The sequence below is a fragment of the Citrobacter sp. LJND-P06 genome, assembly GCF_058188415.1.
In genome coordinates this window covers 1,956,552-1,982,505 of sequence record NZ_CP187317.1, presented here as the reverse complement: position 1 = coordinate 1,982,505, position 25,954 = coordinate 1,956,552, and the positions used below count along the sequence as shown (strand labels likewise).

At 53.7% G+C, this 25,954-nt stretch carries 20 protein-coding genes; 6 read left to right on the top strand and 14 right to left on the bottom strand.

Annotated features, from left to right (window positions below; genetic code table 11):
* Nucleotides 1-70 precede the first annotated feature (70 nt).
* Nucleotides 71-1,987 (top strand): penicillin-binding protein 2, encoded by a 1,917-nt coding sequence (mrdA, locus tag ACO7SM_RS09510; RefSeq protein WP_490470611.1) that lies wholly within the window; start codon nt 71-73, stop codon nt 1,985-1,987.
* Between the two features lie 91 nt (nt 1,988-2,078).
* On the opposite strand, the gene bglB is transcribed toward mrdA, so the two are convergent.
* The 5 genes from bglB to flhB all read right to left on the bottom strand — a co-directional run bounded on the left by bglB (nt 2,079) and on the right by flhB (nt 8,734).
* Nucleotides 2,079-3,218 carry a beta-galactosidase BglB gene (gene bglB, locus ACO7SM_RS09505; RefSeq protein WP_490470610.1) on the bottom strand — a complete coding sequence of 380 codons (1,140 nt, stop codon included), beginning with the start codon at nt 3,216-3,218 and terminating at the stop codon, nt 2,079-2,081.
* A 4-nt stretch (nt 3,219-3,222) separates the two neighbouring features.
* Nucleotides 3,223-4,806 carry an MFS transporter gene (locus ACO7SM_RS09500; protein WP_490470609.1) on the bottom strand — a complete coding sequence of 528 codons (1,584 nt, stop codon included), beginning with the start codon at nt 4,804-4,806 and terminating at the stop codon, nt 3,223-3,225.
* A gap of 307 nt (nt 4,807-5,113) precedes the next feature.
* Entirely contained in the window at nt 5,114-5,509 is a 396-nt protein-coding gene (gene flhE, locus ACO7SM_RS09495) for a flagellar protein FlhE (protein ID WP_490470608.1), read from the bottom strand.
* Nucleotides 5,509-7,587 carry a flagellar biosynthesis protein FlhA gene (flhA, locus tag ACO7SM_RS09490; RefSeq protein ID WP_490470607.1) on the bottom strand — a complete coding sequence of 693 codons (2,079 nt, stop codon included), beginning with the start codon at nt 7,585-7,587 and terminating at the stop codon, nt 5,509-5,511. The genes flhE and flhA overlap by 1 nt, the downstream gene beginning before the upstream one ends.
* Complete coding sequence (flhB, locus tag ACO7SM_RS09485; RefSeq protein WP_490470606.1) at nt 7,580-8,734, bottom strand: flagellar biosynthesis protein FlhB; 1,155 nt, start codon at nt 8,732-8,734, stop codon at nt 7,580-7,582. Before flhB ends, flhA begins: the two co-directional genes overlap by 8 nt.
* A gap of 552 nt (nt 8,735-9,286) precedes the next feature.
* Here flhB and ACO7SM_RS09480 point away from each other — a divergent pair.
* The 4 genes from ACO7SM_RS09480 (at nt 9,287) to ACO7SM_RS09465 (ending at nt 14,362) form a co-directional block, all read left to right on the top strand.
* On the top strand, nt 9,287-9,838 hold the full coding sequence (locus ACO7SM_RS09480; protein ID WP_490470605.1) for a fimbrial protein: 552 nt from the start codon (nt 9,287-9,289) through the stop codon (nt 9,836-9,838).
* 92 nt (nt 9,839-9,930) lie between these two features.
* Nucleotides 9,931-10,623 (top strand): fimbrial biogenesis chaperone, encoded by a 693-nt coding sequence (locus ACO7SM_RS09475; RefSeq protein WP_490470604.1) that lies wholly within the window; start codon nt 9,931-9,933, stop codon nt 10,621-10,623.
* A gap of 9 nt (nt 10,624-10,632) precedes the next feature.
* A complete protein-coding gene (locus ACO7SM_RS09470) occupies nt 10,633-13,188 on the top strand; it encodes a fimbria/pilus outer membrane usher protein (protein WP_490470603.1) in 2,556 nt (851 codons plus the stop codon).
* A complete protein-coding gene (locus tag ACO7SM_RS09465) occupies nt 13,178-14,362 on the top strand; it encodes a fimbrial protein (RefSeq protein ID WP_490470602.1) in 1,185 nt (394 codons plus the stop codon). The genes ACO7SM_RS09470 and ACO7SM_RS09465 overlap by 11 nt, the downstream gene beginning before the upstream one ends.
* A gap of 39 nt (nt 14,363-14,401) precedes the next feature.
* Here ACO7SM_RS09465 and cheZ read toward each other — a convergent pair whose 3' ends face one another.
* The 5 genes from cheZ to tar form a co-directional block, all read right to left on the bottom strand.
* Nucleotides 14,402-15,046 carry a protein phosphatase CheZ gene (gene cheZ / locus ACO7SM_RS09460; protein WP_490470601.1) on the bottom strand — a complete coding sequence of 215 codons (645 nt, stop codon included), beginning with the start codon at nt 15,044-15,046 and terminating at the stop codon, nt 14,402-14,404.
* Nucleotides 15,047-15,056: 10 nt separating this feature from the next.
* The gene (gene cheY / locus ACO7SM_RS09455) at nt 15,057-15,446 is read right to left on the bottom strand and encodes a chemotaxis response regulator CheY (RefSeq protein WP_203360901.1); all 390 of its coding nucleotides are present in this window, start codon (nt 15,444-15,446) and stop codon (nt 15,057-15,059) included.
* 17 nt (nt 15,447-15,463) lie between these two features.
* Nucleotides 15,464-16,513, bottom strand: coding sequence for a protein-glutamate methylesterase/protein-glutamine glutaminase (locus ACO7SM_RS09450; RefSeq protein WP_490470600.1), 1,050 nt, complete (start codon nt 16,511-16,513; stop codon nt 15,464-15,466).
* The gene (gene cheR / locus ACO7SM_RS09445) at nt 16,510-17,376 is read right to left on the bottom strand and encodes a protein-glutamate O-methyltransferase CheR (protein WP_490470599.1); all 867 of its coding nucleotides are present in this window, start codon (nt 17,374-17,376) and stop codon (nt 16,510-16,512) included. Before cheR ends, ACO7SM_RS09450 begins: the two co-directional genes overlap by 4 nt.
* A gap of 97 nt (nt 17,377-17,473) precedes the next feature.
* On the bottom strand, nt 17,474-19,135 hold the full coding sequence (tar, locus tag ACO7SM_RS09440) for a methyl-accepting chemotaxis protein II (RefSeq protein ID WP_490470598.1): 1,662 nt from the start codon (nt 19,133-19,135) through the stop codon (nt 17,474-17,476).
* Between the two features lie 396 nt (nt 19,136-19,531).
* Between tar and ACO7SM_RS09435 the strand changes: the two genes are divergently transcribed.
* A complete protein-coding gene (locus tag ACO7SM_RS09435; RefSeq protein ID WP_490470909.1) occupies nt 19,532-20,803 on the top strand; it encodes a dicarboxylate/amino acid:cation symporter in 1,272 nt (423 codons plus the stop codon).
* A gap of 691 nt (nt 20,804-21,494) precedes the next feature.
* On the opposite strand, the gene cheW is transcribed toward ACO7SM_RS09435, so the two are convergent.
* The 4 genes from cheW to motA are packed head-to-tail and all read right to left on the bottom strand — an operon-like array spanning nt 21,495 to nt 25,872.
* Nucleotides 21,495-21,998, bottom strand: coding sequence for a chemotaxis protein CheW (cheW, locus tag ACO7SM_RS09430; protein ID WP_490470597.1), 504 nt, complete (start codon nt 21,996-21,998; stop codon nt 21,495-21,497).
* Nucleotides 21,999-22,020: 22 nt separating this feature from the next.
* Nucleotides 22,021-24,051, bottom strand: a complete 2,031-nt coding sequence (gene cheA / locus ACO7SM_RS09425) for a chemotaxis protein CheA (protein ID WP_490470596.1) — start codon at nt 24,049-24,051, stop codon at nt 22,021-22,023.
* 4 nt (nt 24,052-24,055) lie between these two features.
* On the bottom strand, nt 24,056-24,985 hold the full coding sequence (gene motB, locus ACO7SM_RS09420) for a flagellar motor protein MotB (RefSeq protein WP_490470595.1): 930 nt from the start codon (nt 24,983-24,985) through the stop codon (nt 24,056-24,058).
* Nucleotides 24,982-25,872 (bottom strand): flagellar motor stator protein MotA, encoded by an 891-nt coding sequence (gene motA / locus ACO7SM_RS09415; RefSeq protein ID WP_490470594.1) that lies wholly within the window; start codon nt 25,870-25,872, stop codon nt 24,982-24,984. The genes motB and motA overlap by 4 nt, the downstream gene beginning before the upstream one ends.
* Between the last annotated feature and the right edge of the window lie 82 nt (nt 25,873-25,954).

The window sequence follows — 25,954 nt, the reverse complement described above, 5'->3', positions numbered from 1 at the left end:
TACATTTTTTGTCTGTCATCGCATTGACGCCTCCGTATCATTAGGCGGCTAATTAATCAGGTACGGGTCAATGACGTTTAAAGATTTCGCAGCAGAAGAGAAACTCTTTCTCAGACGAGTAGTGGTGGCGTTCGGCCTTGTGGTTATCTGCTTTGGGATCCTTCTCTTCAATCTCTACAATTTACAAATTCGCCAGCATCAGTACTACACGACCCGCTCTAACGATAACGATATTAAAATGCTGCCGGTCGCGCCCACCCGGGGCATGATCTATGACCGCAATGGCATCCCGCTGGTGCGCAACGTGACCTGGTACGATATTGCGGTTACGCCCTACAAAATCAGCAATATGGATGCACTGCTCCAGCAACTGACGCCCATCGTTGACCTGACACAGGAGGACATCGATGCGTTTCGCCATGCGCTGAAATCAGGCAGCCGCTATCGCCCGGTGGTGCTTAAAAATGCCCTGACCGATGTCGAGATTGCGCGTTTTTCAGTGAACCAATTTCGTTTCAGCGGCGTCACCATCAATAGCGACGAGGATCGGGAATATCCCTACGGCGCGGAACTGGCGCACGTGCTTGGCTATGTCTCAAAAATTAACGATAGCGATCTGAAAACACTCAGCAAAGCCGGGATCGCGGAAAATTACGCCGCCGACCATAACATCGGTAAACAGGGGATTGAACGCTATTACGAAAATGAACTGCACGGCAAAACCGGCTATCAGGAAGTGGAGGTGGATAACCATGGGCGGATTGTTCGTCTGCTGAAAGATGTTCCCCCCGTCGCCGGGAAAAACATCCACCTGACGCTGGATCTCCACCTGCAGGAATATATTGAGCGTCTGATTGCCGGACAGCGCGCAGCGGTACTGGTTGAAGATCCGCATGACGGCGCGGTACTGGCGATGGTTTCGAATCCCAGCTATGACCCGAATCCCTTTGTGAAAGGCATCAGCTATCAGGCGTACGACAAACTGCTGAAGGATAAAGATCTGCCGTTAATTAATCGCGTCACGCAAGGGCTGTATCCCCCGGCATCCACGGTAAAACCCTATATGGCGATGTCGGCGCTGTTAAACGGCGTGATTACACCGCAAACCCGCTTCTTTGGCGCACCAACATGGACGCTTCCCGGCACCGAACGCCACTACCGCGACTGGAAGAAAACCGGCCACGGTATGCTGAACGTCAGCAAAGCGATTGAAGAGTCGGCTGACACCTTTTTCTATCAGGTCGCGTACATGATGGGTATCGACAGGATCGACAGCATGTTGTCGCAGTTTGGCTACGGTAAACCGACCGGAATCGACCTTGACGAAGAGTACAACGGCCTGCTGCCGGGCCGTGACTGGAAGCAACGGGTTCACAAAAAAATCTGGTATCAGGGAGATACCATTTCGGTCGGCATCGGTCAGGGATACTGGATCGCCACGCCGATTCAGATGGTAAAAGCGATGGTCGCCCTGCTCAACAATGGGAAAGTGATCGCCCCTCACCTGTTGCAGGAAGAAGAAAACGGTAAGACCCGCATTCCTTACCACGCCGCCACGCCACCGACACAAATCGCCAACGCCGCGTCACCGTATTGGGGACTGGTGCGCCAGGCAATGTTCGGCATGGCCAATGCCCCTAACGGCACCGGCTATAAGTTCTTCCACACCGCGCCTTACGGGATTGCCGCCAAGAGCGGTACGTCTCAGGTGTTCAGCCTGAAAGAGAACCAGACCTACAACGCGAAAATGATCCCGATTCGCCTGCGCGACCACGTGTTTTACACCGCGTTTGCGCCCTATAACAACCCGAAAGTCGCCATCGTATTGATTCTGGAAAACGGTGGCAGCGACGGCGTAACCGCCGCGCCGGTAATGCGTCAAATACTCGACCATCTGTTTGTGTCGCAAAACGCCGTTGCCCAGCCTGCTAACAGTCAGGCGGAAGGCGCATCCCCGGAAGTGAAACCGACACCGGGGAGCGTTTGAGCGGATGAGAAGTCTGTAGGACGATAAGACCTTATTGCCCGATGGCGCTACGCGTATCGGGCCTGGGTCAAACCACTCTCTGGCAGCCTCATTAAAAATACTTACGCAGATATTCGGTGAGGCACAGCATCGCCATCGCCTGGCCGTACGGCATCGATGTCAGCGGGATCTCGCGATAGAAATCAAGATTCGAGCCCATCCCGGTGCCAAAGGACGTTTGCAGCAGCTCACCTTGCGGTGAAATGTGCGCGACGATCCCTTTAATGGCCTTCTCAGCCACCGCCGCATACTCCTGAGCGACATAGCGTTTACGCACCGCTTTCAGAATACCGTAGGCAAATCCCGCGGTGGCCGACGCTTCCAGATACGATTGAGGATCGTCCAGCAAGGTATGCCACAACCCGCTCTCATCCTGGCATTTCGCCAGCGCAGCAATTTGCGCATTCAGCACCTGCACCAGATAACGGCGGACTGCGTTGTTTTCAGGCAGATCCAACAGTTCCAGAAAATCCGGGATCACGATAGTCAGCCAACTGTTGCCACGCGCCCAGCGGGCATTGGCAAAGTTATGGTGTCCATCATAGTTCCAGCCGTGGAACCACAGCCCCGTCTCTTTATCCATCAGATTCTGCACATGCAACAGGAACTGATAGGTCGCTTCTTCCACATACGCCGGACGATTGAGGAGTTTGCCAATTTTCGCCAGCGGCAACACCGTCATCATCAACGTGTCGTCCCACATTTGCTGATGGTTTTCTTCCGCCAGCGTGATGTGCTGCATACCGCCATGGTCGGTGCGTGGCATCTCATTCATCGCCCACTCCGCCCAGCTATCAAGCCACGGCAGATACGCCGGATTGCGGGTTTCTTCGTAGCGGTAGGCCAGCGTTAAAAACGGCGCCATCGTGTTGACGTTTTTGGTGGTTGCGCCCTCGGCAAAACGGTCAGCAAACCAACTGTCGATGGTGTCGCGCATCGTCTCATCGCCGGTCTGCTGGTAGTACTGGTACATCCCGTACAAGCCGACGCCGTGAGTCCACTCCCATCCGGCCCAACCTTTGGTATCGATAACACGTCCGTCATCCAGTCGCAGCAGAAACTCACCCGTTTCATCATGAATATTGACCAGGTTATGCGTCACCTTTTGGATCAGTGTTTTTAGCTCATCTCTGGCGATGAAATGCTCTGGCTGACGCAATAACGGACTGTGTTTGACTGGGTAAACCTTCATCTACTTAACCTCTGTGCAATGTCGAATTCATTGCCGCGCCTTGTTTCAGAGCTGGCGCAGCCGGTTTATTACGGTTCAGGTAACCAATATTGTTGTTACCCCAAAGTGATTCGTACGGTATGCCTGCAAGCATTTCGACGGTCGCGCGTGCCTGCGGCGTAATCTCTTCTGGCATCGCCCGGCCCGAATTACGCATTTTGGCTGTCTCTTCACGCAGAACACTGTGGGTTTGCAAATTCAGCTTGAAGCGCAGGGAAACCATAAAGCCCACCGCCAGTACGAGCAGCGTACCGCAGCTCAGAATCAACAGAATGGTGTGGCTGACGGTTTCAGGCTGCGTGCTCTGCCCTGACACAAAGCCCGACATTTGCATCACAATCCCCACCAGCATCACGGCCCCCGCCTGGGACGCTTTACGGGTCAGCGTCATAATGCCTGCGAAGATCCCTTCGCGACGCTGTCCGGTAACGACTTCATCGACATCGGCAATGTAGGTATAGGTGTTCCAGGGCACATAGTTGATACCGCCACGACCCAGACCCGCAATCGCAGACACCAGCATTAACAGCGTGTAGACATCGCTCATACCGGCATAATAGAGAACGGCATACGACAGCGAACTCAGGCCGAACAGGACAACCACCATACGGTATGACGGCGCGGGTCCAAAACGGATGCACAGCGGGATCATCCCGATAACTGCAATGAACTGGAAAATCGCCATCGTGCCCAGCAGATTCGACGCCATTGAGGCTTCCTGCATGAGAACGAAGACCACGTAGTAGGTAAAGACCGCGTTGAAGACGTCCTGCGCGATGTATCCGCCAAGGTACATTCCCAAATGCTGGCGGAAAATTTTGATACGCAGCGTTGAACTCAGTTCAACGAACAGACGATTCATGCTCTGGCTGAAGTTCAGATTCTTCTTCTCTTCCTCGGCACGCAGAGCCGCTTCCGTCCACTCTTCGCGCGGGCGCTCCCAGGTAAAGAACCAGACAAATGTCAGCATTAGCGCGCACAGAACCGAGAACACCATGCTGGCATAGAAAAAGGAGACCGGATTGTCTTTACCAAAGGTCGTCAACAAAATGCCCGGCAGGAAAGAGGCCAGGATGGCGGACATTTGCGCCATGGAAATACGCGCCCCGGAGAACTTGGTCTTCTGCTTGAAGTCATCGGTCATTTCCGGCACCAGCGTCTCGTAAGGCACCAGAATCATGGTGTAAACGATATCAAAGATCAGATAGGTCACCAGGTAGTACCAGAAACTCATGTCGCCGACCCACATTAGTGAGTAGCTGAATACGCAAGGGATCCCGAGCAGAATAAAGAACTTACGGCGGCCAAAACGTTTACCGAGCCACGTAGAGCCGAAGTTATCGGTTAAAAAGCCCATCAGCGGGCTCACAACGGCATCAAGTACCCTTGCAGCGGCAAAAATGAACGTCGCCTCGATCGGCGTTAACCCGCAAAAAGTCGTATAGAAATAAAGAAGCCAGGCCGCTGTTAGCGCGGTCGTTCCGGCACCCAGAAAGTCGCCTGCGCCGTAAGCAAAATAATTCACCAATCCAATTTTACGTGTATTCATTGCCGTTAACCCTGCAAAAAATGAAGAGATCGCCAACGCTGGGCCTTACCTACCCCATCAGACAAACGGAGGCGTGAGTAAAGGACAAGGGGCGTTCATACACGGGCTACAATAGAAGCTTACAGGAAGTGATACCTTTTTGTTTCTGCCACCGCATTTCGTGTGGTGGCAGAAACGCAAAGAGTTCGGCAACGCGTGTCACCGATTTATAAAACAGTGTTTCTTGAGAATCAAAAAAGAGGTCGCGTAATTGCGAAGCGGTTTGCATTTTCACCTGCCAACCGCCTGAAATAGCGACGATTGACCCTTAGCGGTAGTTAACAATCACCTGGTTACTCTGAACCTTAAGCGCCGGGATCAGACGTCCTCCCCCTGGCACTTCCCAGACGAAGCGCAGCGGTTCGATGGCGGGCACATTGGTGAATCCGCGCGTGGTTCCGCTTTGTCCTTCTAACTCGACACAACGAGATTGCGAGCACAAACGTACCAGCAGTCCCGCGGGCGTAGGGCCGTCCAGGGTATAACGCCAGGCCACCAGCGTCATTAAACCGGAAACCGGTTGCCGCGAGGACAACGGCGATGAAGAGGCAGACTCACCGCGATAATTCAGGGTGATACCGGTACTGCTGTCCTGCCACGCCCCTTCTCCGGCAGCCAGCGCCATCCACGGTAGCAGGCACAGCGCGCTGAGTAATTTACGCATTATTTGCCTCCAATAGTCGCGGTCATGCGAATGTTACGGTTGTCCGAAAGTTCCAGGTTAGAAAGCACCACCAGTTGCGGCACGCTGCGACGTAAAAAACGCGACAGCAGCGGGCGCAATGCATGATTCACCAGCAGCACGGGCGGCGCGCCCAGCATCTCCTGGCGTGACAGCGCTTCCTGCGTTTGCGCCAGCAGTCGATCCGCCAGACCGGGCTCAAGTCCGCCGCCGCCCTGCAACGCCTGTAGCAACAAACGTTCAAGCGGGGTATCAAGACCGATAACATGCACTTCGTCATTGCCCGGGAACCACTGCTGAGTGATAGCGCGACCCAACGCCACACGCACCACAGCGGTGAGCTCCTGCGCATCGTTCTGTATCGGGGCATGTTCGGCCAGCGTCTCGAGGATGGTGCGCATGTCGCGAATCGGCACTTTCTCATCCAGCAGGTTTTGCAGCACTTTATGCAGCGTGGTGAGTGTGACCACGCCGGGCACCAGATCTTCTGTCAGCTTAGGCATCTCCTGCGCGACCCTGTCCAGGAGCTGTTGCGCTTCCTGGCGGCCAAACAATTCTGCCGCAAACTGACCAATCAGATGGTTAAGGTGCGTCGCCACGACGGTACTCGCCTCCACCACAGTGAATCCCTGAATTTGCGCCTGCTCTTTCAACGCACTTTCTATCCAGATAGCCTCCAGGCCAAAGGCGGGATCCACCGTCGTCTCACCAGGCAGCGTCCCCGCCGCCGTCCCAGGGTTAATGGCCAGCCAGCGGCCTGGGTATGCATCGCCGCTGCCGATTTCCACCCCTTTCATCAGAATTCGGTAGTGGGCTGGCTGCAAATCCATATTGTCGCGGATATGCACCACGGGCGGCAGGAACCCCATCTCCTGGGCAAACTTTTTACGAATACTGCGAATACGTCCGAGCAGCTCCCCATCCTGTTGAAAATCCACCATCGGGATCAGCCGGTAGCCAACCTCCATGCCCAGGGAATCTTCGAGCTGCACATCATTCCAGGTCGCTTCCACCACCGAATTGTTCTCCGGCATCTTCACCGGCTGCGGTTCAGCCGGTGCGGCTTGCTCCTTCCCTCGCATCCACCAGGCAAGTCCCAGTAACGCCGCCGTAAACATCAGGAAGACCAGGTTCGGCATCCCGGGCACCAAACCCAGCAGCCCCAGCACCGCCGCACTGAGCAGCATGACACGGGGGTTGCTGAACAACTGACCGACCATCTGTTCACCGACATCCTGGTCAGTACTGACGCGGGTTACAATGACACCCGCCGCCGTTGAAATCACCAGCGCCGGGATTTGCGCGACCAGACCGTCGCCGATGGTCAGCAGGGTATAACTTTCTGCTGCGTGCCCCATGCTCATGCCGTGTTGCAGAACCCCCACCAGCAGTCCCCCCACCACGTTGATAACCATAATCAAAATACCGGCGATGGCATCCCCGCGAACGAACTTACTCGCACCGTCCATCGAACCGTAAAAATCGGCTTCCTGGGTCACTTCCGTGCGTCGTTTTTTCGCTTCGTCTTCTCCGATCAATCCCGCATTTAAGTCGGCATCAATCGCCATCTGCTTACCGGGCATCCCATCCAGCACAAAGCGCGCGCCCACTTCCGCGATACGCCCTGCCCCTTTGGTGATAACCATAAAGTTGATGATGACCAGAATCACGAACACCACGATACCAATGGCGAAGTTCCCACCGACCAAAAAGTGACCGAAGGCTTCAACGACCTTGCCCGCCGCCGCCGCGCCAGTATGCCCTTCCATCAAAATGATACGCGTTGACGCCACGTTCAGCGCCAGACGCAACAGCGTGGTAAACAGCAATATGGTCGGGAACGCGGCAAATTCCAGCGTACGCTGGGTGAACATCGCCACCAGCAGCACCATGATCGACAGCGCGATATTAAAGGTGAACAGCAGGTCGAGGATAAACGCGGGCAGCGGCAGCACCATCATCGACAAGATCAGCAGGATGAGGATCGGCCCGGCAAGGATTTGCCATTGGGTGGACTTCATAGAGTTGGGCAGGCGCAGCATCGCAACCAGATTAGCCATCGGTTTTCTTCTCGTTCATAAAATCCAGTGCCTCAGGCACCGGTAGATTTTCAGGTTGTGGCGGACGCTGCCCACCGGCAAGGCGCCAGCGTTTAAGCTGCCAGACCCATGCCAGGACTTCCGCCACAGCGGCATACAATTGTCCAGGAATTTGCTGACCAATTTCAGCATGGCGATACAACGCACGTGCCAGCGGCGGCGCTTCCAGCGTCGGCACGCGATGTTCTGCGCCTATTTCACGAATGCGCAGCGCCACCAGTCCGGCACCTTTGGCAACCACTTTGGGCGCACTCATTTTGTTTTCGTCGTACTGTAGCGCCACCGAGTAGTGCGTGGGGTTGGTGACAATGACATCGGCTTTCGGCACATCGTCCATCATGCGCCGCCGCGCCGCCGCACGCTGCATTTGGCGAATACGCCCTTTCACATGCGGATCGCCTTCGCTTTGTTTGAACTCATCGCGAATATCCTGGCGCGACATACGTAACTTTTTCAGATGGCTGAAAATCTGGAAGATAACGTCAAAGCCCACCATCGGAATCACCCCCAGCACCACCAGCAGCGCGCAGAGCCCAACGAGATCCAGCGCGTTGCCCATCGCCGTCAACGGCGACTGGGCCATCAAACGCATCATCTCTGGCCAGTTGTGCCACAGGTAAAACCCCGTCACGCTGCCCACCAGGGTTGATTTGAGGATCGCTTTCAGCAGTTCTGCCCCGGTCTGTGCGGAGAACATGCGTTTGATGCCCGGCAGGGGATTCAGTTTTGAGAACTTGGGTTGCAGCGACTTGCCGCTAAAAACCAGTCCCCCCAGCATCACCGGGGAGATAAGCGCCACCAGCACCACGCCGGTGATCAGCGGCAACAGCGCCCACATCGCCTCTTTGATCAGCAGAATAATTTGCCCGAGGATCAAATTGGGGTCGTTCACCATGCTGTGGTCGAAACGTAATCCCGCCGAAAGCATGTTTGATAACCGTCCCGCCAGCGACTCGCCGCCAATCCAGATAATGCAAACGCCCACCAGCAAAATCAGCAGTGAGGTCAGCTCTTTGGATCGGGGGATTTGCCCTTCTTCCCGCGCTTTTTCGAGTCGGTGGGGTGTGGGGGCTTCTGTTTTGTCTTCGGTATCGCTTTCGTCTGCCACGGCACGTGCTCAAGCCAGGTTGTCTCTGCGTTATGATGACAGAACACGCCTCTGCCAATAGCGCGAAAAGACCCCGTAAACGGCTCTTTTTAGGGCATTGATTTACGTTTAAGTCGAGGTTTACAGCGTGGAGAACTGACGTTATTACGGAGCATTGCGCGATTAATTATTCGCATTTATTCATTGAAAACAAATATGTTTGCATCGATATTTATAAAAATCAAAAAAACCTCTTGTAACTTTAATTTAATATTATATCTTGCAATAACATCGCAAATGCAAATAACAGAGACCCTATAACAGTACTCATGCATATCCTAAAACATTTTCACTTTACCATCCAGGAAATAAATTCACAGGGACACATATAAATTAAGAATAAATAAAAATGACAAACATTAAAAAAACGACCCTCGAACCATAAAAAAATGACAGTCACTTCCGAATAAGAAACTTAAGTGTATACTAGCGACACCGTTTAAATAAAACATCCATGAAGTATATTTTTATATAATATTTATAGTGATTTTAATTGTTATGGAGAATAATAGCGTGAAAAGGAATATTTGTGTTTGCTTTCTTTTGGCTCTGTCAACGACTGCCGCCGTTGCAGCCCCGGAAGATAATGCCGGTACAATCCACTTTACCGGGGAAATTATTGAACCAAGTTGTGTCATTGTAGGCGATAGCGGGACAACGTATGACGTGCCACTGGGGACTTACCCTACGACGTATTTCAAAACGGTAGGTACGGAAACAGACTTCGTACCGCTGACCATTTCGCTTAAAGATTGTCCGTTAAAAAGCGATGGGCTCGGCGCGGTTCAACTCACCTTTTCTGGCCCAACGGTCCCCGGTCAAGCGAAGGAGGATAAACTGGCTGTTTCTGCGGCTGGCGGCGTGGGTATCGTCCTCAGTATGGTAGGCCAGGATACGGATCTAATTACCTTTGACAAGGCATCCGACCAAGTTTCTATCCCATTGACAGCAAGCGCAACAGACATTCTTACTGCGGATTTCAACGCCCGCTATAAATCCGTCGCAGCAGCGGTAACCGCAGGTGAAGCCAACGCCGATTTAACCATAAATATTCTTTATCAGTAAATTCAGGTCTCTTACCCACGTGTTATTAACAATATCGTTAGTAATGTGTGGGTAGTATTTTCATGACTCTTTCGTTTATTAAAGGGATTTATATGCGCCGTTCTCTGCTCATCGTCTGTATCACGACTTGTGCATTTACCACTCTCAGCCATGCGGCAGGAATTCAGGTAGGACGCACGCGTGTTATTTATGATGCCAGCAAAAAAGAAGTGGCACTGGCGCTCACCAATACAGAAAAAGAGCTTCCGTGGCTTATTCAGTCATGGACGGATACCGGCGACGGAAAAACCCGGGGGCCGTTTATTGTAACCCCACCGCTCTTTCGACTCGATCCGCTAAAAGAACAAAGCCTGCGTATTACCTGGTCCGGGCAGGCGCTCCCTACCGATCGTGAATCCTTATTTTATATGAACGTACGCACTATCCCGGCCATCGCGAAAGACGATAGCCAAAAAAACGTCTTACGCCTTATTTACAAAACCAGGCTAAAACTATTCTGGCGCCCGAAAGGATTGCAAAGCGCCCCACTGGATGCCTGCAAAAATCTGCGTTTTAGTCAGCGTGAGGGGCAGATTTTCATTTCCAATGACGGAGACTATTACAGCGTTTTCGATACGCTGCGAATAAAGGGTCAGTCAATCACCAACGTTGACATGGTTGCCCCAAAAACCAGCGCAACATTTTCCCTCGCGAACGCCCCGAACGGTGCGAAGGTGAGCTGGCGATGCATTACCGACTACGGTAATGCAAGCGCTGAGTTTACCGCCAGTTTAACCCAGAAATAGTGGTGCTCAATGGCTGCCAATGGATTGCGCCTGTCCCCATCCCGCCCGTTGAAACGACTCAATCCTTTCCTGAGTGGTTTGAGCAGTTTGCTCCTAGTCGCGGCGTGCAACGTCAATGCGCGGGAATATTACTTTGCGCCTTCCTCACTTGAGGGAGACGGGCTATCGCAGCAGGATATCGATCTCTCCTTGTTTTCAAAAGAAAACGGACAGTTGCCCGGCACATATCGCACCAAAGTGGCCATGAATAAACAGTATATCGACGATAAATCGATTACTTATATCAATGATAAAACCGGGGCATTACAGCCGCAACTCACCCCTGAACAGCTACGGCAATGGGGGATTCGTGTCGAGGCTTATCCTGAACTGGCACAGTTACCTGCTAGTTCGCCGCTGGGAAAACCGCTGGGTGATTACATTCCCTTTGCGGCAGTAACGTTTGATTTTAATACCATGACCTTACGCATCAGTATGCCGCAAGCGGCTATTGATAAGCATCGTAGCGATGAGGCCGTGGCATCATCCTGGAACGACGGTGTACCGGTGCTTTTCACCAACTATGCATTCTCTGGCTCAACACGTAGCGGTGAGGATCAAACCACCCGTTCCAGCCAATACCTTAACCTGCGCAGCGGCGCCAATCTCGGTGGCTGGCGGTTACGCAACTATTCAACCTGGAACCAGTCCGATAACACGCAATCATGGCAAACCATTAACACCTGGCTCCAGCATGATATCCGTAGTTTAAAAGCCCAGTTTATCGCTGGTGAAAACAGCACCCGAGGCGAAATCTTTGACAGTCTGCAATACCGCGGTATTAACGTGGCATCAGACGATCAAATGCTGCCCTATAACCAGCGGGGTTTTGCCCCGATTATTCGCGGTATCGCCAGTTCTAACGCCGAAGTTTCGGTGCGACAAAACGGGTATGTCATCTACCAGGCCAACGTCGCGCCGGGTCCGTTTGAAATTACCGATCTCTACTCCACCAGCAATAGCGGCGATCTTGACGTGACCATCAAAGACGCCGACGGGACCGAGCATCATTTCACCCAGCCCTATTCCAGCGTTGCTATTATGCAGCGGCCAGGCAATATTCGCTACGAAGTGACCCTCGCCCGCTATCGTGCAGACGAGAGTCAATCCTCCAGAGAGCCCCTCTTCGCTCAGACCAGCGTCATTTATGGTCTGAATAACGTCCTGACCATTTTCGGTGGCGTAACCACGTCACCGGACTATCTGGCGGTGAATGGCGGTACCGGGGTAATGTTGGGTGAAGTAGGCGCCATCTCAACCGATGTCACCCTGGCTCGCGCACATCTGGATAATAACCAGCAGCATGACGGGCAGTCCTGGCGTCTGATGTATTCCAAACAGATTGAGGCAACAGACACTAACTTCACGCTGGCGAGTTACCGTTACTCGACCGACGGTTATTACACATTTGCGGATGCTAACGAAAAGCACGATGCTAACGATAGCGACTGGTCTTACAACTACAACAAACGCAGCCGGTTCCAGCTTAACATCAGCCAGGCCGTGCTCGACAGCAATGTCTACATTTCTGGCTATCAGCAGGACTATTGGCAAACCAGCCGCAAAGAACGCAGCATCACGTCGGGCATCAATCGGATGATTGGCGGCGTCAGTGTCAATCTGGCGTATACCTATAGTAAAACCAGCGATGACCCCAGCGATCAGATGCTATCCCTGGGTTTTAGTCTGCCACTCTCCCAATGGCTGCCTAAAAGTTGGGCCAACTACAATCTCAGCACCAGCAAGCAGGGTGACACTTCGCAGAATGTGGGGATTAATGGCACTTTACTGGATGATGATCGGCTCAGTTATTCACTCCAGCAGAGCCGGACTAACCATAATGGCGGAGACAGCAGTAGCGTCTATAGCACGTATCGTTCTCAATATGCCAATCTCAACGCCGGGTACGCTTATTCTTCCGATAATTCACAACAACTGAGCTATGGGATGAGCGGTGGGATAGTGGCTCACCCGGCAGGCGTCACGCTTTCTCAGCCCTTAGGCGAACAATTCGCGATTGTCAGTGCCGAAGGCGCGTCGGGGGTGCGCTTTGCCAACCAGCGCGGCGTGCAAACCGATATTTTTGGCAACGCGATCATCCCTTCACTGACGCCTTATCAGGAAAACGTAGTCCGTATTGATACCACCAGTTTGCCGTCTGATGTGGATACAGATGCCACCGCGATGACCGTAATACCCAGTCGCAACGCCGCCGTCAGCACGCAATTTTCAGCACACATTGGCTACCGGGTTCTGGTGTCTCTCACCCGTCCTGATGGTCGGGTAATTCCCTTTGGCGCAATCGCCAGCGTCGATGGCCTCCCTCTCAGCGGCATTGTCGACGATCGTGGCGTGCTGTATCTCGCCGGTGTTGGCGAAACGATTCCTTTGACAGTGAAGTGGGGAAACTCCGCAGAACAGCACTGCCATGCTGACATCACGCTTTCATCTTCTTCTGACACGGCCCCCGGCGGTATCCGCCAGGTCAGTGCGCTCTGCAAGCCGGAGACAAATCATGAAAAATAAACAACTCGCCAGCGGGCTTTACAACATCGGGGTTAAATCCACCCTCGCCGTAGCCCTTTTGGCCTTACCGCTCGTCACTCAGGCGGCTACCGTCATATTACCCAATTGCTTTCCGCCGCCGGTTGAATACACCACCACCATCAACACGGAGCTCAACTCAGAGAGTAATAAGGATGGGCAAATTATCAGCAATCCGGATTACCACTTTGTGGCCGCGGGGCCATCGGTCGTCGCCAACTGCACTTGCCCAAAGGGGATGAGCACAAGCCCGTCGGCTTACGTCTATGAAACCAGTGGTGCCGGAAGTCCACTGGCTGGGGGCACTGAAGGATATGGCTACCTGACTGAGCATTTAGATATCGATATCATTGCCTACAGCGACGCCATAAATTCCCCTGACGGAACCAACCTGACGCCAATCAACATTGACAGCTACCCTACACCGCTCGCCAGCATGAAGAAAATGAATGAAGGGCAAATAAAACCGAGTGAGGGAACCAGCGATGTTTGTAACGATGCATCACGCCCTGGTACCGGTGCAAGCAGCATTAAGCGAGAGTTTAAGTGGAACATTGTCCTGATCACGCTCTACATTAAGAAAGCCATTTTAGGTGAAGAACTCATCCCACTGACCGTTATCGCGCAAAACTATTCCTGCCTTTCTACCGGTAACTATTGTACCGTCACCGACATGCAGCAGGTTTCCAATTTCCGGCTGGTTGGTAAACTCAGCGCCCCACTCACCTGTACAATTAACGCCGGCAGTACCATTGAGGTTGAACTGGGAAATATTGTGTCTTCACAGTTCGTTACGAAGGGCGAGCCACCGGCAAGCTATACACTCAAAGATGTCAATATCTCTTACCATTGTGACGATCCGGCGGCCAGCAACACTGGGAAAATTAAACTGACACTCAGTGCCGATCAGGGGGTCGTCTCCGGCAGCAACAGTCTGATTGCCAAAATGGAGGGCCGGGATGACATTGGCGTGCGGATGTTTGATCAAAACAGCAATAACGTCGCGCTGGACGGATCGCTGGCCTTACCGGTGACGATGGATGGACAGGGCAACGGCAGCATCGTCATGAAAGCCGCCCCGGTTGGCACCACCTCGCAAAAACCGGAACCGGGTAAATTTGAAGGTAATGTCACGGTGAAAATGGAGCTTCGTTAGAAGAGAAGCCGCCCGGTCTGCACTGGGCGGCACAGGTTATCAAAAGCCTAAACTGTCCAGCAGATCATCCACCTGATCCTGACTGGCAACAACGCCCGCCTTCGAGGTATCGACCTGCGGGCCATTCAGCAGGCTTTCATTTTCGCGTTTCGGACGCGCACCCTGCTCGGGAATGTTTTCCAGCAAGACCATCAGCAATTGACGCTCGATCTCCTGAATCACATCCATCATGCGCTTGATCACCTGACCGGTAAGATCCTGGAAATCCTGCGCCATCATGATGTCGAGTAACTGCGCATTGGTAAAACGGGTATGCCCCGGCACATCGCCAAGGTATTTTCGCGTATCGGTGACCAGTTCACGGGCGTCAGAAAGTTCGATAGGGTTTTCAAACCACGCATCCCAACGCTGAGATAACGCGTTCGCCCCTTTCTCCATTTCATCCTGGTGCGGCTGAGACGCTTCAACGCTGTTCAGCGCGCGTTCTGCCGCCTGTGCCGTCATCTGCACAACATAATCCAGGCGATCGCGCGCGTCCGGGATCGCTTCCGCCGCTTCTGCAATGGCCTGATCCAGCCCCAGTTCCCGCAGGCTGTCGCGCAACATTCGGGTCAGACTGCCGATGCGCGCGATGATATCGCCTGCCGAGTGATCATCCGCAGGTTTGATTGATGGTTGCATCATCGTCACACCCTCACATACCCAGTTTCTCAAAGATTTTGTTGAGTTTCTCTTCCAGCGTTGCTGCGGTGAACGGTTTCACCACGTAACCGCTCGCCCCTGCCTGCGCCGCAGCAATGATGTTCTCTTTCTTGGCTTCCGCCGTCACCATCAATACCGGCAGCGAGGACATCCCGCCGTCGGCACGGATCGTTTTCAGCAGCTCAAGACCGTCCATATTGGGCATATTCCAGTCGGAAATGACAAACCCATACCCACCGGCCTGCAATTTGTTCAACGCGTCGACGCCATCCTCGGCCTCTTCGACGTTGTTAAAACCCAGCTCTTTTAACAGGTTGCGCACAATGCGACGCATGGTGGAAAAGTCATCCACAACCAAAAACTTAAGCTCTTTATCCGCCATAAAAATTTGCTCCTGATTCAAATACGTATTGCCTGTCCGGCACTGATTTTCGCCAGCATCTGCTGGCTTACCTGGCTGAGATCGACCACTTCGCTCACGCCACCCATATTGATGGCCTCGCGCGGCATGCCGAACACCACACAACTTGCTTCATTTTGCGCAATGGTCCAGGCGCCAGCCTGGTGCATCGCTAACATCCCCGCCGCGCCATCGTTGCCCATCCCCGTGAGGATCACCCCCACGGCGTTGCGCCCCGCATGAATCGCCACCGAATGAAACAACACATCCACGGAAGGTCGATGCCGGTTAACCGGCGGCCCTTCATGAATTCTGATTTGATAGTTTGCCCCGCTGCGCGCCAGCTCCATGTGCTTGTCTCCCGGCGCAATATAGGCGTGTCCGGGTAACACACGCTCGCCGTTTTCCGCCTCTTTCACGACTATCTGACACAGTTTGTTCAGACGCTCAGCAAAGGAACGGGTAAACCCAGGCGGCATATGCTGCGTGATAATCACCGCCGGACTGGAGAGCGGCAACGGCTGAAGCACATGGCGTATCGCTTCGGTTCCCCCGGTTGAGGCGCCAATGGCGATCAATTTTTCTGAACTGAGTAGAGGCCCGGCTTTCAGGGTGACAGGCGCTGCCATCGGTTTATGGGCAGCCAGACGCGCACGCGACGCCGTCCGCACTTTTTCCGCAATCATCGCGCTGTAGGCCAGCATACCTTCACGAATGCCGAGCTGCGGTTTGGTCACAAAATCAATCGCCCCCAACTCCAGCGCGCGCAGGGTCACTTCGGAGCCTTTTCCGGTCAGGGAAGAAACCATCACCACGGGCATTGGCCGCAGCCGCATCAATTTCTCAAGAAAATCAAGACCGTCCATCCGCGGCATTTCGACATCCAGCGTCAGAACATCGGGGTTATATTTCTTGATTAAATCCCGGGCCACCAACGGATCGGGCGCCGTCGCCACCATCTCCATGTCGCTATGGCTGTTTATAATCTCGGTCATGATTTGGCGCATAAGCGCGGAATCATCAACTGACAACACCCTGATTTTACTCATACTTTATCCTTACTTAGCGCATACACCGTTTGTCCACGCAGGCAAAAATCGCGCACAAGGTGGCTAAAGTTTTCTGAGTGACCGGCAAACAGCAGTCCATCAGGCTTAAGGAGTGGAACAAATCGGCGCAAAATGTCTTGCTGCGTCGTTTTATCAAAATAGATCATCACGTTACGGCAAAATATGGCGTCAAACGGTTCCGGCACGTTGTACTGCTTATCCAGCAAATTGACGCTGGAAAACTCGACGTAATTGGCCAGTTCCTGACGCACGCGCACCAGTCCTTCATGGGGGCCGGTTCCCCGCATGAAGTAACGCTGCAACTGCTGTGGCGAGAGCGTTTTTAGCTCATCAAGGCGATAAATCCCGCTTTTCGCCTTTTCCAGCACTTCAGTGTCGATATCACTGGCAAACACTTTCCAGCGTCCGGGCGCGGTGCCAAGCGTGTCCGCCAGAGTGATGGCGATACTGTAAGGCTCCTCGCCGGTGGAGGCCGCCGCGCTCCATACCCGGTATTCGCCGTTACGACGACGCGCATGTTCCGCCAACACGGGAAAATGGTGACCTTCACGAAAGAAAGCAGTCAGATTGGTGGTCAGTGCGTTAATAAACGCCTGCCACTCGGCGCTGTTTTGGTTGGCTTCCAGCGTGCTGAGATAGCGACCAAAGTCGTCCAGTCCCAGCGTACGTAAACGGCGGACAAGGCGGTTATAGACCATATCCCGCTTGTGGTCCGCCAGCACGATACCCGCGCGCTGGTAGATTAATTGACATATCCGACGAAAATGCGCGTCAGACAGCGCGAGGCGCTGTGTCATCTGTAACAATAATGACGTTTGCCCGGCGGGCAGAGATGATGTCATAGCGCCTTCTCAATCACATTCAGGATGCAACCGACACCGCGTATCACGGTGTCGGCGCTTATAGTGGTACAACGTGTACTTCAGGTTTAAACGACCATCAGAAGGTTTCCCAATGGGTGTCCGGTTCCGTTGTCAGTGGACGGGATTGTGCGCCATGAGGCGTATTGCCTGAGCGATGCGCATCACGCGGTTTTGCTGCAAGGGGACGTGACGCCAGACGGAATGCCGAAACGGCCATGTTTAACCGACTGGCCTGCTCTTCGAGCGCCGCCGCGGCCGCCGCCGACTCCTGTACCAGCGAGGCGTTTTGCTGCGTAACGCGATCCATTTCAGACACCGCCAGCGCCACCTGGTCAATACCGCTGCTCTGCTCGTCGGACGCGGAGGCAATTTCCCCCATGATGTCGGTGACGCGCGTGACGGCATTGACGATGTCGTTCATCGTTTCACCCGCACTTTCCACCAGCACAGAGCCGGTATCGACCCGCGATACGGAGTCTTCAATTAACGCTTTAATCTCTTTCGCCGCTTGTGCGCTGCGGCTGGCTAGATTGCGCACCTCGCCGGCGACCACGGCGAACCCGCGTCCCTGCTCTCCGGCTCGAGCCGCTTCCACGGCGGCGTTCAGCGCCAGGATGTTGGTCTGAAATGCAATACCGTCAATAACGCTGATGATGTCGGCGATTTTCCTGGAGCTGTCGGCAATCTCGTGCATCGTTTTCACCACGCCGTCGACCACTTTGCCGCCGTGCTGCGCCGTATCAGAAGCGCTTTGCGCGAGCTGCGACGCCTGACGCGCATTGTCGGCGTTCTGTTTCACCGTTGCGGTGAGCTGCTCCATGCTGGCGGCGGTTTCTTCCAGCGCCGACGCCTGTTGCTCGGTGCGAGAAGAGAGATCGGTGTTGCCGGTGGCGATTTCGCTGGTGCCGGAATAAATGGCGTCAGAGCCTTCACGAACCTGGGTCACCGTGTCAATCAACGAACGCTGCATGTGATCAACGCTGCCTGCCAGCTCGCCAATTTCGTTACGCCCGGCGACGGTTAATGTCTTCGTCAAATCGCCACTGGCAATTTCGCGAATATGGCCAATCACCTTTGCGAGCGGATTCAGCAAGGTATGGCGAATGCCGTACCAGACAACCACCAGAATCAGCGCCAGTACCACTGCAAGAATGGCAAGCTGCCATTGCGCAAAGTGATAATCACGGGCGCTTTCGTCGAACGCCTGGCGGTACAGTTTCTCGCTGACGCTGGCATATTTGCCCAGCGATTCGCCCAGCGCGTTTTGCATCCCCTGGGTCGGTTGGGCAAAGTACGCGTCCATGTTGCCGTGTTCCAGGTACTGGATCAGTTCTGCCAGTGCCGCATGGTATTGCCGGTATTTCTCATCCACATTGCCGCTGGCCTCCGCCATTTCAGGCAACGGCGTAATGTTTTTGAAGGTGTTGTAGTGCTCCGCTGCCTGCGACAGAACGTTTTTGGCATTCTTCAGCAGATCGCTTTTTGCGCTGCTCTGCTGGTTGCTGGCATCCATCATCATGCGCGCGGCTGAGCGACTCAGGTTAATACGCGTCTGCAGCATGAGATCCCATGTCGAGGTAAGCTCACTCTGCTGCTGGCGTAAATCGTTAGAAATAACAAAACTTTGCTGATTCTGTTGCAATGAAGAAAACAACAGACCACCGGAAACAAGCTGTAGCAGTGCGAAAACCCCCAGCACCATCATCAGCATTGTGACAACGCGGATACGGTTAAACATAAGGCACCTTCCTGAAAACGAGTTATCTCCGTTATCGGCACCCCAGGGCAGAACTTTACATTTGCGAAAAGGAAAAAAACGACTACCGCGATCCCGGCGTCGACATGCCGGGGTTGTACTTACCCTGCTTTGACATAAAAACATCATAAGTATCAAAAAATTAACATTCAGTCGTGAAATGAAAAAGGGGGTATCAGGCGGGTATATTCATTTTTATGAGATCAAGATCACATAATTACGCCCGGCAGAACGCAACAAAATGGATAAATACTAAAAAATAGTTGTATCCCTCCTCGCTTTACTCCAATTTAGGCAGCGAATAATTCAGTGCCTCTAAATAAATAAAATACATGCGTCACTGAAAACAAAATGTTAAATCGAGCTGGGAGCTTTTTAGTGGCAAACGCAAACAAACTCACGTTATTTATCGTTTTCTTCATGCTGGCTGGCATTCTGTCGGGGGCGGCAATTCATTCATATACCAGTCAGGACACCATTGCCGCATGGTCTGACAACATTACTCTCCTCACCGATATCTTCCTCAGACTTATCAAGATGGTGATTGCGCCGCTGGTGTTCAGCACGTTGACCGTAGGAATTATGCGTTTGGGAGAAACCGCCACCATTGGCCGTGTGGGGGGGAAAGCGATGATCTGGTTTATCAGCTCTTCCGTCCTCTCCATTCTGGTGGGGCTTTTTATCGTGATGATTGAGCAACCGGGCGGCGGGTTAAATCTGGCGATCCCTGCGGAATCGGTGGATACCGGTCTTGCGGTGGGCGGCATGAGCCTAAAAGGCTTTTTATCTCATACCATTCCAACCAGTATTGCGGGGGCGATGGCAGATAATGAAATTTTGCAAATCGTCGTTTTCTCGCTGTTTTTCGGTATTGGCGGCGCGTCGCTGGGTGAAAAATTTAATGCGCCGCTGGTTGCCGCGCTGGACGTGGTTTCACACATTATGTTGAAGGTCACGGGCTACGTGATGTACGTCGCGCCGCTGGCGATTTTTGCCGCCATTTCATCGGTTATCGCCAATGAAGGGCTGGGTATTTTACTTCACTACGCCTCCTTTATTGGCGGCTATTACGTCGCTATTCTGATGACCTGCCTGGTGCTGTTAGCAGTGGGTTACGTGGTGCTGAAAAAAGAGGTGTTTCGCCTGCTCAGTATGCTGAAGGACCCGGTACTGGTGGCGTTTACGACCAGCAGCTCGGAAGCGGCCTACCCCAAAACCCTCGAACAACTGACCAAGTTCGGCTGCTCGCGCAATATTGTGTCGTTTGTGCTGCCGATCGGTTACTCCTTCAACCTGGTCGGTTCGATGGTGTATTGCTCATTTGCCTCAATGTTTATCGCGCAGGCCTACAATATTCATCTCTCGTTTGCCGAGATTTCTGTGTTAATGCTGACGCTGATGCTGGCGTCGAAAGGGATCGCGGGCGTACCGCGTTCTGCGCTGGTGGTACTGGCGGCCACGATCCCAAGCTTTAATATTCCGGTCGCCGGTATTTTGCTGCTGATGGGGATCGACCACTTCCTCGATATGGGGCGTTCCGCCATTAACGTGTTAGGAAACGGAATAGCCACGGCCATGCTGGCGCAGGACGAGGGGTTACTGGAAGAAGGTGATGTCCACGAGACGGGGACAGAGCAGGTGGAGGCCTGAGAGTCATAGGTTCTGGGGAGTTATGTATTTTTTGGGAAATTTTTGACTCCGGAACAGGGTTCCGTTCACCTCATGTTCTTCGCTTCTCTGGCATTTCATGTCCCGTGAACGGGTTAAGGGTGCTATCGCCGCACCCTTAACAATCCCGGCTCCCGGCAGGAAAATTGCCGCTTCGCGGTTCCCTCAGTTTATTCCTCCAGGCTACCGGGGCGGGCGCGAGGTAACGTCCCTGTAAAACGCGCCCTGAACCCGCATCCCTGCGGGTTCCCCCGGCCTTACGGAAACACGTCGGCAATTTTCGGCCGGACTCTCCCCACACCTGAGCACCTGCGTTGTTGGTTAAACAGCCAAACGGAAATCACTGAAAGTCAGAATGTGAAAGCGACACCACACAGTCCGGCTGAAAATCGATGAGACGTTGACGGCTGACCGGGGCCGCCCGCAGGGACGCGGGCGGAGGGGACTGCCTGCAGGGATGCAGGCTCGACCCCGACCCGAAAGGCAGACGGAATAAGGCGAATATATCGCGAAGCGACGATTTTCCCGCCGGGAGCCAGGGTTGCAAGGGAGGCGGCGGTGAGCCTCCCTTGCACGTTCACAGGTAGGATGATTGCAGAGAGGCTGTGGACATAAGGTGAACGTCACCCTTCACCGGGTGACAGGTTCTCGATAACTCCTTAATTGAGCGGCATTACGCCACGTGAGACGCCGCAATATCCAGCAACGCCATCTCATCGCTATTCAGCAGTTTCTCAATATTCACCAGAATCAGCATACGATCGCCCAGCGCCCCCAGGCCCGTCAGATACTCCGTCGACAAAGTCACGGCAAATTCCGGTGCCGGGCGAATTTGATCCGCCGTCAGCGACAACACATCAGACACGCCATCCACCACAATACCGACGACGCGTTGCCCCAGATTCAGGACAATCACCACCGTATTGTCGTTATAGTCGACATCGCCCTGGCTAAATTTCACACGCAAGTCAACAATCGGCACAATAACGCCGCGCAGATTGGTCACCCCTTTGATGAACGATGGCGTGTTAGCGATGCGTGTCACCTGATCGTAGCCGCGAATTTCCTGCACTTTCAGAATGTCGATGCCGTACTCTTCGTCTCCCAGCGTAAAGACCAGGAATTCCTGGCCTGACGGCTCGCCGGCCAGTTTGGTTACATTGCTCATACCGGTCATATTTCTTTCCTTTCTCACTCAATCAGGCGGCGGTGATCGCCATACGTTGTTCGCGGTTTAAACCCTGCAGCGCAGAAACATCCACAATCAGTGCAACGCTGCCGTCGCCCAGAATGGTTGCCGCGGAAATGCCCGGCACTTTGCGGTAGTTGCTCTCCAGGTTTTTAACCACCACCTGGTGCTGACCAATAAGCTGGTCGACCAGCAGCGCATAGCGTCGTCCGGCGCTTTGCAGGATAACCACAATGCCCTGGGTCGCTTCTGTTTTCGCGCCGACCACATCGAAAAGTTTCCACAGTTCCACCAGCGGCAAATATTCCCCGCGCACTTCCAGCACGCGTTCACCGCCCGCCAACGGATGCAAGTCTTCTTCGCGCGGCTGGAGCGATTCCATCACCGCATTCAGGGGTAAAATGAAGACTTCGTTTGCCACGCGCACCGACATCCCGTCGAGGATAGCCAGCGTCAGCGGCAACAAAATGCGAATCGTGGTCCCGGAACCCTGTTTTGACTGGATCTCAACGTGGCCGCCCATCTCCTGGATGTTACGTTTCACCACGTCCATGCCCACCCCCCGGCCAGACACATCCGTCACCTGTTCTGCCGTCGAGAAACCTGGAGCAAAAATCAACATGCCAACGTCGTCATCGGTCATGTTTTCGTGGACAGCCATTCCTTGCGACATCGCTTTTGCCAGGATACGTTCACGGTTAAGCCCCGCCCCATCGTCGGTCACTTCAATGCAGATATTGCCGCCCTGATGCTCCGCAGAAAGAATCAGATTCCCGACCGCACTTTTGCCGGATTCGGCGCGTTTTTCTGGTAACTCAATACCGTGGTCGAGACTGTTGCGCACCAGGTGCGTCAGGGGATCGATAATCCGTTCAATCAGGCTCTTGTCGAGTTCCGTCGAGCTACCGACCAGCGTCAGTTCAACCTGTTTGCCCAGTTTACCGGCCAGATCGCGCACCAGGCGTGGGAAACGGCTGAAGACATACTCCATCGGCATCATACGAATCGACATGACCGACTCTTGCAGGTCGCGTGCGTTACGTTGTAACTGACCCATGCTGGTGATGAGATCGCCGTGATTGACCGGGTCAAGCTCGGTGGATCGTTGCGCCAGCATCGACTGGGTAATCACCAGTTCGCCCACCAGGTTGATCAGTTGATCCACCTTCTCAACCGCCACGCGAATGCTGGTCGATTCACTGGCACGGGCCGGTTTTTCACGTTCCGCACGTGCGGGCTGCGGGTCGCGGGTCGCGTTGTTCACCGCCGAAACGACCGCCGGGATCTGTGGCGATGACACCTCGGCCACCGGTGACTCTTCGTGGCTGGCAGGCGTAACAGGCACCTGCTCAAACGCAATCTGGTCGGCTTCAATCACAAAGCAGAGCACCGCGACAATGTCATCTTCCGCAATGCCGCCGTCCAGCGTCGCACTGAGGCTATCGGCCTCTTTGACGACATCCGTTAAGGTGGACAGATTGCCCAGTTCTGCTTCCAGTAAATCGACTTCATTGGCTTTCAGGCGAGACAGCACAATGCGCAATTGCGTCTCTTCGCTGCTCTGCGGCGTCGCGCTCTCTTCCTGAATCGCCATACTGTCGACAACACTCAGTTTGGCGGCGTTCACCACGGCAGGCGCGGTTTCACCTTTGGCTTCCAGCGCTAGCTGACGTAACGCATTGCAGATGTATTCGAAGCTTGCGGCATCCGGCTCTTCAGAGCTTTTGTAGGCGTCGAGCTGTTCTTGCATAATATCTTTCGTTTCCAAAAACAGGTTGATAATGTCGGTATTGAGCTGCATCTCACCGCGCCGGGCTTCATCCAGCAGGTTTTCCATTAAGTGGGTGGTTTCCTGCAAAACAGTAAAACCAAACGTGCCTGCGCCCCCTTTTATCGAATGCGCGGCACGAAAAATCGCATTCAGTTGCTCTGAATCCGGCGCCTCAGGCACCAAATCGAGCAGGTGCTGTTCCATGTCAGCCAACAACTCGTCGGCTTCATCAAAAAATGTCTGATAAAAATCGCTAATATCCATGCTCACGCTATCACCTCGAATTGGCTGGTGGCGGTGTGGGAACGCTTGCCGACGGCACGGCCGCAGGCTGTTGTAAGACACTTACCGGCTCATTCTGGCTTTCAGCGTTTTCATGCAAAATGGCCTGTTCTGCCTGTTTATTAAGCACTAACAGGCTGATACGGCGGTTGATGGCGTCATCAGGGCCGCGATCGCTCAGGCGCATCGTGGCCGCCATGCCGACCACCCGTAACACTTTCCCGTCATCCAGGCCGCCGCTGACCAACTCCCGGCGCGACGCATTGGCGCGGTCAGCAGACAGTTCCCAGTTGCTGTAGCCTTTTTCGCCGCTGGCATAAGGGAAGTCATCGGTATGCCCGGAGAGGCTGACGCGATTTGGAATGCCGTTAAGCACCGGCGCGATGGCGCGCAGAATGTCACGCATGTACGGCTCAACGTCGGCGCTACCGGTTTTAAACATCGGGCGATTCTGGCTGTCGATAATCTGAATACGCAGCCCTTCCTGAACCAGATCAATCTTCAAATGCGGGCGTAACGCGCGCAGTTTAGGGTCAGATTCAATTAGCTGGTCGAGATCGCCGCGCAGCTTACTCAGACGGCTTTGCTCCATGCGCTTTTTCAGCTCTTCAATGTTCGGCTGCTTGTTAACTTCCCCTTGTTGCTGGGTGTAGTCATCGCCACCGCCAGGAATGGCACTTTGGCTGTTCGAGATTCGGTTGCCGCCCGTGACTGCCGTTGCCAGCGGGGTACGAAAATATTCCGCAATCTGGATCAACTCTTTCGGGCTGGAGATGGAAATCAGCCACATAACCAGAAAAAACGCCATCATTGCGGTCATAAAGTCGGCATAGGCGATTTTCCATGAGCCATGCGCCCCACCGCCGTGTCCTTTATGTTTTCGTCGTTTTACGACGATGATGGGATGGGCCTGATTTTTCATGCTTCCTCGGTCGTCGTCTGCTGCGGGTTCGGGTTTCTCACCGCGCGCACATGCTCTTCCAGTTCAATAAATGACGGACGTTCACTGGAATAGAGCGTTTTACGGCCAAATTCGACGGCGATCGGCGGCGCATAACCGTTCAGGTTTGAGAGCAGAGTGACTTTCACGCACTGCATCATTTTGCTGGTTTCGGCACTCTTCTGGCGCAGGACGCTGGCCAGCGGTGAAATAAACCCATAAGCCAATAAGATCCCGAGGAATGTTCCCACCATCGCATGCGCGATCAGTGCGCCGAGTTCAGCGGCCGGACGGTCAGCGGAAGCCAGTGCATGAACCACCCCCATTACCGCCGCCACAATACCAAACGCCGGTAACGAATCGCCGACTAACGCCAGACTGTTGGCAGGAACTTCTGACTCACTTTCGTGAGTCTCAATTTCTTCATCCATCAACGCTTCTATTTCGAAGGTATTCATATTGCCACTGATAATCAGACGCAAATAATCGACAATAAAATCAAGCATTACCGCGTCGGCAAGGATGCGCGGATAGCTGGCAAAAATTTCACTTTCGCCGGGATTTTCAATGTCCCGCTCCAGCGAGAACATCCCCTGCTGGCGCGACTTGGCCATCAGGCGATAGAGCAGCGCCAGTAAATCCATATACATTGCTTTGGTGTATTTCGAACGTCGAAACAGTAACGGGATCGCTTTCATCGTCCCTTTGATGGCTTTGCCGTTGTTACCGACAATAAACGCCCCTATACCCGCGCCACCGATGATGACCAGTTCAGCTGGTTGATAGAGTGCCCCAAGGTGTCCGCCGGTCATCATATAACCGCCGAAAACTGTACCGATAACCACCAGGTATCCTAATAAGATAAGCACGACATCATCCTTCCGCTGTTGACTATGGCAGGATGCGCAGTCGGGGCATTAACGCGTACGCGAGACAAAAAAAAGCAGCGGT

Bases quoted from the DNA above. Each gene is read 5' to 3' on its own strand.
- mrdA (WP_490470611.1), top strand. From the start codon at position 71: ATGACGTTTAAAGATTTCGCAGCAGAAGAGAAACTCTTTCTCAGACGA.
- bglB (WP_490470610.1), bottom strand. From the start codon at position 3,218: ATGAAGGTTTACCCAGTCAAACACAGTCCGTTATTGCGTCAGCCAGAG.
- ACO7SM_RS09500 (WP_490470609.1), bottom strand. From the start codon at position 4,806: ATGAATACACGTAAAATTGGATTGGTGAATTATTTTGCTTACGGCGCA.
- flhE (WP_490470608.1), bottom strand. From the start codon at position 5,509: ATGCGTAAATTACTCAGCGCGCTGTGCCTGCTACCGTGGATGGCGCTG.
- flhA (WP_490470607.1), bottom strand. From the start codon at position 7,587: ATGGCTAATCTGGTTGCGATGCTGCGCCTGCCCAACTCTATGAAGTCC.
- ACO7SM_RS09475 (WP_490470604.1), top strand. From the start codon at position 9,931: ATGCGCCGTTCTCTGCTCATCGTCTGTATCACGACTTGTGCATTTACC.
- ACO7SM_RS09470 (WP_490470603.1), top strand. From the start codon at position 10,633: ATGGCTGCCAATGGATTGCGCCTGTCCCCATCCCGCCCGTTGAAACGA.
- ACO7SM_RS09465 (WP_490470602.1), top strand. From the start codon at position 13,178: ATGAAAAATAAACAACTCGCCAGCGGGCTTTACAACATCGGGGTTAAA.
- cheZ (WP_490470601.1), bottom strand. From the start codon at position 15,046: ATGATGCAACCATCAATCAAACCTGCGGATGATCACTCGGCAGGCGAT.
- cheY (WP_203360901.1), bottom strand. From the start codon at position 15,446: ATGGCGGATAAAGAGCTTAAGTTTTTGGTTGTGGATGACTTTTCCACC.
- ACO7SM_RS09450 (WP_490470600.1), bottom strand. From the start codon at position 16,513: ATGAGTAAAATCAGGGTGTTGTCAGTTGATGATTCCGCGCTTATGCGC.
- cheR (WP_490470599.1), bottom strand. From the start codon at position 17,376: ATGACATCATCTCTGCCCGCCGGGCAAACGTCATTATTGTTACAGATG.
- tar (WP_490470598.1), bottom strand. From the start codon at position 19,135: ATGTTTAACCGTATCCGCGTTGTCACAATGCTGATGATGGTGCTGGGG.
- cheW (WP_490470597.1), bottom strand. From the start codon at position 21,998: ATGACCGGTATGAGCAATGTAACCAAACTGGCCGGCGAGCCGTCAGGC.
- motB (WP_490470595.1), bottom strand. From the start codon at position 24,985: ATGAAAAATCAGGCCCATCCCATCATCGTCGTAAAACGACGAAAACAT.